Source organism: uncultured Polaribacter sp., assembly GCF_947497695.1.
In the GTDB taxonomy this organism is placed as follows: Bacteria; Bacteroidota; Bacteroidia; order Flavobacteriales; family Flavobacteriaceae; genus Polaribacter.
Map to the genome: position 1 here is coordinate 121496 of NZ_CANMHM010000001.1, position 12920 is coordinate 134415.

Consider the following 12920-nt stretch of genomic DNA (forward strand, 5'->3'; position numbering starts at 1 on the left):
ATTAATTTTAAATACAGTACTTATGAAAAATTTAATTAATTATTTTGCGATTATAATAGTATCACTATCAGTTATTTCTTGTAATACTGATAAAAAAACAACTGTTGAAAAAACAACTGTTGTAGAAGTTGCTGCACAAAACCCAGTTAAAAGTATTTTAACTGCCGCAGAACAAGCAGATTTAAATCCTGATGAGATTATTGTAAGACTTAAAAAAGGAAATGAAAACTTTGTGAATAACAATCTAACACAAAGAGATCATTCATCACAAAGAAGAGAGGCTATGATTGGTCAGTATCCAAAAGCAATTGTACTTTCTTGTGTAGATAGTAGAGTGCCAGTAGAAGATGTTTTTGATTTAGGTATTGGCGACATTTTTGTAGCAAGAGTTGCTGGTAATATAGAAAATAGAGACATTGTTGGTTCTATGGAATTTGCCACTGCTGTTGCAGGATCTAAACTAGTTATTGTTATGGGGCATACAGCTTGTGGTGCCGTAAAACATGCTATAGATAACACAGATGCTGCTTCTATGGAAATGAATTCACTACAGAATTTGTTGGATGAAATAAAACCTTCTGTTGCACTGGTTAAAACAGATGGAGAAATATCTTCTAAAAATGAAACATTTACAACAAATGTAATTCATCAAAATGCAATTAAAACGGTAGAAGATATTAGAATTGCTTCACCTAAAATGGCAGCATTAGAAAAAGAAGGTAAAATAAAAATTGTTGCAGCGGTTTACAATATGTCTAGTGGTAAAGTAGAATTTATTTAAGAGTTTTCATTAAGTTAATTTTGGTTGATTAATTTAGATTGTTGGCATCAAAAAATAATTTTTGGTGTCAACTTTCTTTTTACCTTTGTAGCTTATGATAGATCAAAAAGAAGCCATATCCGAAAAAGCAGTGTTAATCGGAATTATATCTCAGCAACAAGATGAAACGCAATCTACTGAATATTTAGACGAATTAGAGTTTTTAACAACAACTGCAGGAGGAGTTGCTGTAAAGCGTTTTGTACAAAAAATGGAAAAACCAAATCCTAAAACTTTTTTAGGTGCTGGTAAATTAGATGAAGTAAAAGCTTATATCATTTCTAATAAAATTGGTACTGCTATTTTTGATGATGAATTATCACCTGCTCAATTACGTAATATAGAAAAAGTTTTAGATTGTAAAATTTTAGATAGAACCAACCTTATTCTAGATATTTTTGCTCAAAGAGCACAAACTAGTTCTGCTAAAACTCAAGTAGAACTAGCACAATGTCAATATTTATTACCTCGTTTAACAAGACTTTGGACCCACCTTGACAAGCAAAAAGGGGGAATTGGAATGCGTGGACCTGGAGAAACAGAAATAGAAACTGACAGACGTATTATTAATGATAGAATTGTTCTTCTAAAAAAGAAGCTAAAAACCATCGATAAACAAATGGCTGTGCAACGTAAAAACCGTGGTAAAATGGTACGTGTTGCATTGGTTGGTTATACCAACGTTGGTAAATCTACCTTAATGAATGTGGTTAGTAAAAGTGATGTTTTTGCAGAAGACAAGTTGTTTGCAACCCTAGATACTACTGTTAGAAAAGTAGTGATTAAAAACATTCCTTTTTTAATGACAGATACTGTTGGGTTTATCAGAAAACTACCTACACAACTAGTAGAATCTTTTAAATCTACTTTAGATGAAGTTAGAGAAGCAGATTTATTGCTACATGTTGTAGATATTTCACATCCAAATTTTGAAGATCATATTGCTTCTGTAAATAGCATTTTATCAGATATTAAATGTGCAGACAAACCTACTTTAATGGTTTTTAATAAAATTGATGCATATCAGCATGAAACCATTGATGAAGACGATATTGTTACAGAAAAAGGAAAAGAACATTATACGTTACAAGATTGGCAAAAAACTTGGATGAACGATAAAGAAGTAGCTTCTATATTTATTTCTGCTTTAAACAAAGAAAATTTAGAAGATTTTAAAGAAAAAACGTACGAAGAAGTGAAAAAGATTCATATTCAACGTTTTCCTTACAATGACTTTTTGTATTATGAGTATAAAGAAGAATAATCATACAATTTAATGATTTAAAAAAAAATGAAATATTTGTATATTGCATCTCATACAATTTATATAAGTTATGCAAAAAATAGTCATTTTTTTAGTACTCTCTACCCTACTTTTTAACAATAGTTTTTCACAGCAAAAAAACTACAGAACTACTGTACTGAATAACAACAGTAACTATTTTGAAATTGTAAAACAAAAAAGAGCAGAACTAGCTCCTCTAAAAAATAAAACAGATAGAAGAAGTAAAAAAGCACTAAAACAATTTGAGAGATGGGCTGCTTTTTGGAAAGATAGAATTACACCAAATGGAAATTTTGTACCCCAATCTTTTGCCTATAAACAATTTGAAAAAGAAAAAAAACGCTATACAACCTATAAATCTAAAACTGCAGTTACAAGTGCTGCAACAAATTGGTCTTTTATAGGTCCTGCAACACAACCCAATTCATCAGTATCATTTTACCCAGGAATGGGAAGGTTAAACACCATTGCCTTTAATGGTACAGACACAAATACCTTATATGTTGGCTCACCTTCTGGTGGTGTTTGGAAAACAACAGATGCAGGAAACACCTGGTCTCCAAAAACTGATTATTTAGCAAATATTGGCGTTTCTCATCTTATAATTGATCCTAATAACACCAATATTTTATATTTAGCAAGTGGTGATGCAGATTTTATTCACACAAGATCTATAGGTGTATACAAATCTACAAATGCTGGAGATAGTTGGTCATTAACTGGTCTTAAATATCTATTAACAGAAAACGGAATTATTAGCAAGTTATTAATCGACCCAAACAATAGTAATATTGTTTTTGCAACAACCAGAAATAGCATCAAAAAAACAACAAACGGAGGAACAACTTGGACTAATGTTTTTACAGAAAATGATGCTATCTTTAATGATATTGCATACAAAATTGGAAGTAGTACAATAATATATGCAACTTCTAGGGCTGGTAAATTTTATTCATCAACAGATAATGGTACAAATTGGTTTTTAGTTTCAACACCTTCTAATAGTAGATTAGATTTGGCATTAACTGCAAATGATACCGATTTAATTATGACCTTAGATGAAGCTGGTAAAATTAGAAAATCTACAGACGCAGGGGTTAGTTGGACTGAGGTTAGTACAATTGCAAATTACAATTCTCAGAATGCATTTAACATGGCACTAGCCATTTCCCCCATTGATAAAAATTTAATTTTAGCAGGTGGTGTAGATGGTTGGCGTTCTAAAGACGGTGGTGCAACTTGGGAAAGATATTTAGACGGTTATTGGGAAGAAGGTTTGCCCTATTTTTATGTACATTCAGATCATCATGACATGGTTTTTGTACCAGGAACAAACAGTATTTTTTCTGTAAATGATGGAGGTATAAACAAAGGAGACGCCTCTTTAGATACCAATTGGACAGATTTATCTTCAGGTTTGGCAATTACACAATATTATATGATTTCTGGAACTCCACAAAATACAAATCTATTAATAATGGGAGCTCAAGACAATGATATTGCTGTGTATGATGGCACAAACTTTAAAGGCCAACATGCAGGTAGTGATGGTGTAGAAGGTTTATGGGATTATTCAAACTCAGACATTGCTTGGATGTGCAGTCAAGAAGGTTTTATGACAAGAACCTTAGATGGTTTTGCTACTTCTGTTGCACTAGATATCCCTGAAGGCGCTCCTTTTGTTTGGGAGGTAGAAATTCATCCAACAATACCCACAACAATTTTTGCAGGTTTAGATGATATTTATAAATCTACAGATAGAGGAGATAATTGGACAAATTTAAACTCTGGTGTAGGTACAATTGAATACATTTCTATTGCACCCTCAAATGCAAATACAATTTATGTTTCTGGAGAAAATGGAGAAGTTAAAAAAACAACTAACGGAGGTACTTCTTGGTCAGAAATTACATTGCCACAAAGTGGTTTTGTAAAAAGTATTGAAGTGCATCCAACAAATCCAACAGAAATTTACATTGCATATTCTGGTTACCAAAATGGTAAAGTATATAAATCTATTGATGGTGGAGATAATTTCACAAACATTACAGGTTCTTTGCCAAATATACCTACACATCAAATTCGTTACAAAACAGGTTCTACAAACGATGAATTGTTTTTAGCAACAGATTTAGGTGTTTATTACAGAAATAACATACAAGCAGATTGGGTTCAATTAGGTACAGGTTTACCTAACGTAATTGTAAGTGATATTGCAATTGATTATGAATCAGAAAAATTAAGAGTAGCAACTTTTGGAAGAGGCGTTTGGGAAATTTCTATCACTAATACTGCTTTAGGTATTGATAATAATCAATTAGCAAAAAATGCAATTAGCTTATATCCTAACCCAACAAATAACAAGAATTTTAGTATAAAACTAAATAATTTAGAAGGTAAAAGCAACATCTCTGTTTACAATGTAATTGGTAGTGTCGTAAAAACTTTCAGCTCTGAAAACCAAGAAGAAAAAGTTGATTTATCTGATTTTTCTAGAGGATTGTATTTTGTAAAGGTTACCAATAATGGAAAAAGTATTACTAAAAAAATACTTGTAAAATAATATGAAAATATTTTCATTCCTTTTAATGACCTTAGTATTGATGAGTTGTAAAAATGATATCGAATTAGTTTCTGCCACTAAACAAAAAGTAATTCCTGGTCTAAAAAGTGTTGGTTCTTATTCTAATTATATATTTAAGGTTGATGTGAAATCTGATACGAACATTGTTATACATAAAATTTTAATTGTTGAAGATGGAAGCGTTTTTAACCCACAACCAAGAATTAAAAAAGAAAAGACAGCTGCTTATATTGATAAAATAACAGAAAAAGGAACCTATTTTATTGAAGGATCACTCAGAAAAGGGAAGTTTTCTTTGGATGAAAAAAGTAATTTAGACACTTCTAATGATAAAGCGATTATTTATTACACGCTAAATGAATCAGAAAAAAAAGTTGAAATAAAGTCTTTTATCAAAAAAATAAAAACGAGAAGATAAAATTTAAACACATTATTTTATAGTATTTATTTCTTTTTGAATAGCGTAAATAAAGTTGTAAAAATTATGATTCGCTAAAATAAACTTTATAACTATGAGTACTAAGCCAGAAGAATTAAATGATTATTTAAATAATCATTATATACATAGAAGTAATTGGTTAAGAGCAGCTGTTTTAGGTGCAAACGATGGAATTTTGTCTACTGCAAGTTTAGCTATTGGAGTTGCTGCTGCAAGTGATTTAAGAGCACCTATTATTTTAGCTACTTTGGCTGGTTTAGTTGCTGGTGCTTTATCTATGGCTGCAGGAGAATATGTTTCTGTTAGTTCACAAACAGATATTGAAAATGCGGATATTGAAAGAGAAAAAATAGAATTAGAAGAAACGCCAGATATTGAGCTACAAATGTTGGCAAAAATTTACGAAAAGAGAGGTCTTAAAAAAGAAACTGCCTTAATAGTTGCAAAAGAATTTACTGAAAATGATGCTTTAGCAGCGCATGTTAGAGATGAATTAGGTATCAATGAGATTAGCCAGGCAAATCCTATTCAAGCTGCATTAGCTTCTGGAGCAGCTTTTACTATTGGAGGACTACTCCCTTTTTTAGTCACTCTTTTTCTCCCCTTAAAAAGCATGGAATACACTATCTATGGTTTTGCCATAATTTTTCTAATGATTCTTGGAGCATTATCTGCTAAAGCAGGAGGCTCAAGTATTATGAAAGCTGTTTTAAGGGTTACTTTTTGGGGCACTATTACCATGGGTTTAACAGCTTTAGTTGGATATTGGTTTCATATTAATATTACATAAAATTAGCTTTCAATTATAACTACTTTTGTTATATGAGCATAAAAGGAAAAGAAATAAAAAATTATAAAATAATAATTAGCCAATTTGTAAATCACAATGAAAATTAATAGTCACTATTTATTAATCTTATTTCTTAGCTTACTATCAACAAGTATTTTCTCACAGAATAAAGAAAATTTTCCCAAAACAGGTGTTTTTTTGTCTTTACCAGAAAATTTATACATTGTAGAAGGAAATAGATTAGAAATATTTAAACATTCTATTATAAATGCCATCAATCCTGATAATTATTATTTAGAAGCAACAATAATAAATGGTGAACCAAAAGGATATTTTTATGATAGGGTTTATATTTATGATGCCCAGATTGGAGATGCTGATATGACAATTCAGTTTACTATAAAAAACGATAAACTTGAGATTATAGATACCCAAAAAAGCATCATACATGTTGTAGAAAAAGCATCTAATCCACTAGCTAACAAAACAGTTTTACTAATAGGAGATAGTTTTACCCAAACAGACGTATATCCTAATGAATTATCAAGACGTTTAAAAGAAACAGGAGGATTACCTATTGCTGATGAACTAGAGAACCTAACATTTATAGGAACTAATAATTTTGACGGATTGCCACGTGAAGGTTGGAGTGGCAAAAGTTGGAGTCACTTTTTAAGTAACAAATCACCTTTTTACAACCCTAAAACAAAACAAATAGATTTTGAAAATTATTGTAAAGTGAATGGTTATAAAGGTATTGACTATGTAGTAATATTGTTAGGCACAAATGACTTTTCAAATAACACCATTATTTCTAGTCTTTTCAACAAATTAATATCTTACAATCCAAACATAAAAGGAATCGTAACTGGTGTTATAACACCTACTCCTTTTGGAGGTGCAGGAAGTGAAGGAATACACACCAACCAAACATACTTTAAGGGAGTTGTTAATTCTTTAGCTTATAACAGAAAATTAGAAACTTTGGTAAAAAACAATTATAAAGCTACATTTGTTTTTGCTGATATTTTACCTTCATTAGATACTCAAAATAATATGCAATTTGCTAAAGTTCCATCGAGCTTTAGAAACCAAACAACTTTAGTAAAACAAGGTACAAATAATGTTCATCCAGCTAAAGCTGGATATTTGCAAATTGCAGACATAATATATAATGCATTTGTAACTTTTTTACAATAAAACGGAGACTTTAATAACACGTGATTAAAAAATAAGTATAACAGGAAATAAGCGAAGTAGTTTTTTTACTCTATCTTTCCATCATCAACAGCACCCATTTTTTTAGCTCTATTTTCCCAAGATTTTCTGGCATGAGCTTGTAAATCTGCAACAGAGTCAGATTCATCCATAATTTCTAAACCTAATAAAGTTTCTATAACATCTTCTTGAGAAACCAAACCACTTACAGAACCATATTCATCTACAACTAAAGCAATATGTTCTTTTTCTTTAATTAATTTATCAAACAAATTTGCAATTGATAAATCTCTACTTGTAACGATAATGTTTCTTTTTATAGAAGCTAAATTTTGTGCTCCTTTGCCATTAATCATGGCCTCTAATAAATTATCTTTTAAGAAATAACCCGTAATTTCATCTGGGTTTTCTGCAAAAACAGGTATTCTTGAAAAACGTAAATTTTTATGATTGTTATAAAAAGTCTCAATTGTTTCTGTTTCATCTGCAATTTCTAAAACAGATCTTGGAGTCATTACATCATTAACCTTAATCTCTTTAAAACCTAGTAAGTTTCTGATTACTTTACTTTCATTTTTTTGAAAAACACCGTCTTTTTCAGCCATATCTGTCATTACCAAAAAACTCTCTCTACTTAAAATACTTCCATGTCCTTTACCCCCAATTAATTTTGTTGTTAATTGTAATAACCACAAAAAGCCAGTCCATTTTAATGGAAAAATCATCACTTTTAGTGCTTTAGAAGTAAAATTTGCTAATTGCTTCCAATACGTTGCTCCTATTGTTTTAGGTATAATTTCTGAAGCTACTAATATTAAAATAGTCATTATAGTAGATACTACACCTACCATTAAATCTTCAGTAATTTTTATACCAAAAAATGTTTTAACAGAAGAACCATACATTTCTGCGTAGGCAACTTTTGCTTGCACACCTACTAAAATTGCACCAACAGTATGTGCAATTGTATTGATTGTTAAAATAGCAATTAAGGGTTTGTCTACATCTTTTTTTAAGACTTCTAAATCGGTAGCAAAATCATGTCCTTCTTTCTTTTTTAGGTTGATAAAAGTTGGCGTAATACTTAACAAAACTGCCTCTAGTATAGAGCATAAAAATGAAAAGAAAATTGAAACAGTAGCAAAAATTATTAAAAGTGTCATTAATAGAATTTTAAAGTGTAAAAATACATAAAATAAAGGCTATTAAATATGATGATATCGTTAAAATAAATAAAGCCTCAAGAATTTATTCTTGAGGCTTTATAAAATAATATGTATTTAAATTATAAAGAATAGCTTAAACCAAATACCCAATAAGATTGTATTTTATTATCGGCGTCTTTGATATCAGTTACCCCTTGAAAATTTGCTGCTTCTTGTTTATTATCACGCAAACCTAACTCAAAACCAAGTCCAATTCCTTTCCAAACTGTATAACCAAAAGAATTTGTAAAAGTCCAGTTAGATAAATCTCCATCTTCATAACTTTGAAAGGTAGAAAAATTAGACTTTACACTTAGTTTACCGTATTTTTTAGTATAATCAGCTACAATTTTTGCTCCTAATGAAGAATTGAAAATTGGACTACTGTTACTAAAAACAAAATTGTAATTTCCTGGGTGTATTACAACTACTAAATTGTCTGTAGGTGTCCAAGTAGCACCAACACCTAAATCTAAAAATCCAGGGTTGTTAAAATTGTCTATAATAGTTGTTCTATATTCTGCCAAACCAGAAAGAGCCCATTTTTTGTTTAATCTTTTACCATAAAGTGAACTCAGTGTAAAAACATCTGTTGCAGTTTCAAAGTCACTACTATCAAGGTTGCTATTTCTATCATCTAACTTTACCCAACCTAAATTGATTGTTGCTGAGTTTCTCCAAAAATAATCTGCTTCAATTAAATTAGCAAAACCATTTACAGTTATACCAATATTACCTGCATCTGCATCAGGTGCAACTCTAGAATACCAGTTGCTAAAACCAGATAAATTTGCACCAATGGTACCAAAAGCACCTTTTCTCCATCCTGGTAGTGCATCAATTTTTGCTTGTAAAGCATTTACTTCTCCTTGTAATTCTGCAATTTTAGCTTTTTTTGGAGCTTGTTCTGCTTTTAGTTCTTCTGCTGTTTGTGCATTCATTGAAATACTAATGAATAGCATTAAAAATAAGATTGATAAATTTTTCATTGTTGTGTTTTTAAATTTTAGCGTGCAAACTTACACTTTTTAATTTAGACAATAAAAAAACTAATAAGTCACTTTTTCATGAAAACTGTAATTTAAACCCAAGCCAAATAATTCTCTAAACTGAATTCTACTAGAAGCATTATCGTCAATAATTGTATGAAAAGTCATTTGCATTTTAATATGCTTATTTACTTTAAAACGAATATTTGCTTGATAATCTGTATCTAAGTTGCCAACATTTGCTAAATAATCTGTGTAAACTGTGAGTATATTTTCCATTTCAATGTTTTCCATTAAAATAAACTTATAATAACCAGACAAATTAAAACCTAAACTAAATGCAGTATTTTCTCCTTCTTCCACCCCAAACTTCCCAGAAAAATTATCGTTTACAAAAGTATATCTAGCAGTTGCTGGTGCAATATTAAAGTTGAATTCATCAGATTTTTTTAATAGCATACCAGGTCCAAAAGTTAAATAGGCAGGAGATAAAAAATCAGAAACTTTAATATCTTTCTTGTAATCGAAACCTTTTGTGTATTGTGTTCTAAAGTTGCCAATAAAGGATAAAAACCAATAATTAGCCGTTTTTAAACCAAAAAGAGTGTTCAATTCAAAACGATCATTGGTTTTTCTAAAACCTTGCTCACTTAAATGACTCATTCCATAACCTGTTAAAAGTCTAGAATCCCAATTAATATTATTTTTCTTGTAATTAAAGTCGTAATTAACATTTAAGTCTCCTGCAACTGTATCTTCTCCTCCAGAAGCCCAATTAGAAAAAGAAGATTGATTAAACACAAAAGCAAACCTTCCATGAATTTTCCATTTAGGTTTAGGTAGAGTGTCTTTTTTCTTTTTTTGAGCAAAAAAAGAAGTAGAAGTAATGAGTAATAAAAGAAGTAAAAGTCTTCTCATTTTAAAAAAATTAAACAAAAAATATACTTAGATAATACTATTTTTTAGATTTATATAAAGGTACTGTAGAACAAGCTTCACCAAACATTATTGATCTTGCTATGGGTTGTAGTTTTTCAATTAAAAAAGCATAAGCAGATGCAGGTATTGGTTTTTCTGCACAACCTTTTATAATTACTGGTGCATTTGCATATTCTTTAAAATCTACAAAACTTAATAATTCTTGGTAAATAACAGTCTCTAACAACTCTAAATTACCAATAACAACCTTATTTGCAAAAGGTGTTATTTCTGATGCAACCAACATAAAAGCCCATGAAGGAATAATAGCATCTACAGAGCAAGTAATTGCAACAAAAGAATTTTTATATTGAGACCAATCGTGGTTTTTTACAGACGTTCTAAAGTCTGTTTCTTTTAAAATTAACTCTTGAAACAACCAATCTTTAACATCAAATAAAACTCTTTTCTCTTTAGGATAAATTTCTTCTAAATCGAAGGTTTTTAGTTTGCTGTTAGCTACTCTATTTACAATTTCTTCTTTCATATTTCAGTTTCAACGTTTTAAAGTTTCAAAGTTTTCAATTTTAACTCATCACTCAAAACTCAACATTCATAACTATTTTAAAGCATTCCTAATTCTAACTTTGCTTCTTCACTCATCATTTCATTTGTCCAAGTAGGATCAAATGTAATCTCTACTTCACACTCGTTAATCTCTTTTAATGTTTTTATCTTTTCCTCTACATCTCTTGGTAAACTTTCTGCAACAGGGCAATTTGGCGATGTTAAAGTCATTAGTATTTTTGCATTGTTTTCTTCAGAAACAAAAACATCATAAATTAAGCCTAACTCGTAAATATCTACTGGTATTTCTGGATCATAAATAGTTTTTAAAACATTTACAATTTTATCTCCTATCTCTTCTAACTCTTTATCTGTCATATTGTTTATTTTTCAAAAGGATTTAAACCTGTTGTGTTTTTAATCTTATTATTTACTTTACACTTTAACAAGCTCAGTGTAAAATTAGTTGTAGCAATTAAATTTCAGCCTTTTTAGTCTAAGTCTGTCGAAAACTATTTTTAATTTGCTAATTTACTTTGTTGCCCAATTGCATACATTTTAATATACTTAATCATAGAAACCAATCCATTTGCTCTTGTAGGACTTAAATGCTCTTTTAAACCAATTTGATCAATAAAATCTGTATTTGCAGCTAAAACATCTGCAGGTTTTTGGTTAGAATAAACACGTAATAACAGTGCTACAATTCCTTTGGTTAAAATAGCATCACTATCTGCAGAAAATTTAATTTTGTCATTCTCTAGCTCAGAAAATATCCAAACTTTAGACTGGCATCCCTTTATTATATTTTCATCTACCTTATTTTCATCAGCAATAATTGGTAAGGATTTACCTAATTCTATAATATATTCATAGCGTTCCATCCAATCGTCAAACATAGAAAACTCATCAATAATTTCTTCTTGTATTTCTTTGATAGTCATTTTTAAAACTTATTTTTGCAACATCATAAGATGTTTTAAATTTAAAAAACAAAATTACGACAAAAAAAGTATTTTTAATGCTTGTAAAATAGATTATTAATATCGGTTAATTGGTGTTATTTATTTCTAATTAACGTAAAAAAACCTTCCTTTTTGAGGGAATAAAACAGAAAATGAACAAATTATTAGCAGTAGGTACCGTAGCTTTTGATGCTATTGAAACTCCTTTTGGAAAAACAGATAAAATATTAGGTGGTTCTGGCACTTATGTAGCCTTGGCTGCAAGTCAGTTTGGAGTAGAAACAGGGGTTGTTTCTGTAGTTGGTGCAGATTTTCCAGCATCTTATTTAGAAATGATGCATGCAAAAGGTATTAATACTGATGGAATTGAAATAGATAAAAATGGAAAAACATTTTTTTGGAGTGGTAAATATCATAATGATATGAACTCTAGAGATTCTTTAATTACAGAATTAAATGTTTTAGAAACTTTTACTCCTGTTGTACCTGATAATTTTAAAGATGCTGATATTTTAATGTTAGGAAATTTACATCCTTTAACACAAGCATCTGTGATTGATCAAATGGCAAAAAAACCAAAATTAATAGTTTTAGATACTATGAATTTTTGGATGGATATTGCTTTAGAAGATTTACATACCGTTTTAAAAAGAGTTGATGTAATTACCATTAATGATGAAGAAGCTCGCCAATTAACAGGTGAATATTCTTTGGTAAATGCTGCAAAAAAAATCCATACTATGGGACCAAAATATGTGGTAATTAAAAAAGGAGAACATGGAGCTTTGTTATTTAATGAAGGAAAAATGTTTTTTGCCCCTGCTTTACCTTTAGCAGAAGTTTTTGACCCTACAGGTGCAGGAGATACTTTTGCAGGTGGTTTTTGTGGCTATTTAGCAAAAACTGAAGATATTTCTTTTGAAAACATGAAAAATGCTGTAATATACGGCTCCAACCTTGCCTCTTTCTGTGTAGAAAAATTTGGTACAGAACGTATGGAAAGCCTTACAGCTGATGAAGTTAAAAAACGTTTATACGGTTTTAAAGCATTAACACAATTTCAGATATAAATTAACTATTAAAAATCCGCGTTTAAAAATGCGGATTTTTTATTACAACCATAATAAAAAAATTAAACAT

General features: G+C 29.9%; 13 protein-coding genes. 7 read left to right on the forward strand and 6 right to left on the reverse strand.

Going from position 1 to position 12920, the window contains the following annotated elements:
* Positions 1-22: 22 nt before the first annotated feature.
* The 6 genes from Q0731_RS00495 to Q0731_RS00520 all read left to right on the forward strand — a co-directional run bounded on the left by Q0731_RS00495 (position 23) and on the right by Q0731_RS00520 (position 7118).
* The gene (locus Q0731_RS00495; RefSeq protein ID WP_299058619.1) at positions 23-781 is read left to right on the forward strand and encodes a carbonic anhydrase family protein; all 759 of its coding nucleotides are present in this window, start codon (positions 23-25) and stop codon (positions 779-781) included.
* Positions 782-875: 94 nt separating this feature from the next.
* Positions 876-2084 carry a GTPase HflX gene (gene hflX / locus Q0731_RS00500; RefSeq protein ID WP_299058621.1) on the forward strand — a complete coding sequence of 403 codons (1209 nt, stop codon included), beginning with the start codon at positions 876-878 and terminating at the stop codon, positions 2082-2084.
* 70 nt (positions 2085-2154) lie between these two features.
* Positions 2155-4668 (forward strand): T9SS type A sorting domain-containing protein, encoded by a 2514-nt coding sequence (locus Q0731_RS00505; RefSeq protein ID WP_299058623.1) that lies wholly within the window; start codon positions 2155-2157, stop codon positions 4666-4668.
* A gap of 1 nt (position 4669) precedes the next feature.
* A complete protein-coding gene (locus tag Q0731_RS00510; RefSeq protein ID WP_299058625.1) occupies positions 4670-5107 on the forward strand; it encodes a hypothetical protein in 438 nt (145 codons plus the stop codon).
* Between the two features lie 94 nt (positions 5108-5201).
* Positions 5202-5918 (forward strand): VIT family protein, encoded by a 717-nt coding sequence (locus Q0731_RS00515; protein ID WP_299058627.1) that lies wholly within the window; start codon positions 5202-5204, stop codon positions 5916-5918.
* A gap of 198 nt (positions 5919-6116) precedes the next feature.
* Complete coding sequence (locus Q0731_RS00520) at positions 6117-7118, forward strand: SGNH/GDSL hydrolase family protein (protein WP_299058629.1); 1002 nt, start codon at positions 6117-6119, stop codon at positions 7116-7118.
* A gap of 65 nt (positions 7119-7183) precedes the next feature.
* On the opposite strand, the gene Q0731_RS00525 is transcribed toward Q0731_RS00520, so the two are convergent.
* The 6 genes from Q0731_RS00525 to Q0731_RS00550 all read right to left on the reverse strand — a co-directional run bounded on the left by Q0731_RS00525 (position 7184) and on the right by Q0731_RS00550 (position 11759).
* Positions 7184-8299: a CNNM domain-containing protein gene (locus Q0731_RS00525; RefSeq protein WP_299058630.1), complete on the reverse strand. Its 1116-nt coding sequence runs from the start codon at positions 8297-8299 to the stop codon at positions 7184-7186.
* A 122-nt stretch (positions 8300-8421) separates the two neighbouring features.
* A complete protein-coding gene (locus tag Q0731_RS00530) occupies positions 8422-9330 on the reverse strand; it encodes a DUF3078 domain-containing protein (RefSeq protein WP_299058631.1) in 909 nt (302 codons plus the stop codon).
* Between the two features lie 60 nt (positions 9331-9390).
* The gene (locus Q0731_RS00535; protein ID WP_299058633.1) at positions 9391-10248 is read right to left on the reverse strand and encodes a DUF3078 domain-containing protein; all 858 of its coding nucleotides are present in this window, start codon (positions 10246-10248) and stop codon (positions 9391-9393) included.
* A 37-nt stretch (positions 10249-10285) separates the two neighbouring features.
* Positions 10286-10795 carry a DUF2480 family protein gene (locus Q0731_RS00540; RefSeq protein WP_299058635.1) on the reverse strand — a complete coding sequence of 170 codons (510 nt, stop codon included), beginning with the start codon at positions 10793-10795 and terminating at the stop codon, positions 10286-10288.
* A 77-nt stretch (positions 10796-10872) separates the two neighbouring features.
* Positions 10873-11193, reverse strand: a complete 321-nt coding sequence (locus tag Q0731_RS00545) for an iron-sulfur cluster assembly protein (RefSeq protein ID WP_299058637.1) — start codon at positions 11191-11193, stop codon at positions 10873-10875.
* A gap of 140 nt (positions 11194-11333) precedes the next feature.
* A complete protein-coding gene (locus Q0731_RS00550) occupies positions 11334-11759 on the reverse strand; it encodes a SufE family protein (protein ID WP_299058638.1) in 426 nt (141 codons plus the stop codon).
* 173 nt (positions 11760-11932) lie between these two features.
* Here Q0731_RS00550 and Q0731_RS00555 point away from each other — a divergent pair, with 173 nt between their 5' ends.
* On the forward strand, positions 11933-12850 hold the full coding sequence (locus Q0731_RS00555; protein WP_299058639.1) for a PfkB family carbohydrate kinase: 918 nt from the start codon (positions 11933-11935) through the stop codon (positions 12848-12850).
* The last annotated feature ends 70 nt before the right edge of the window (positions 12851-12920 follow it).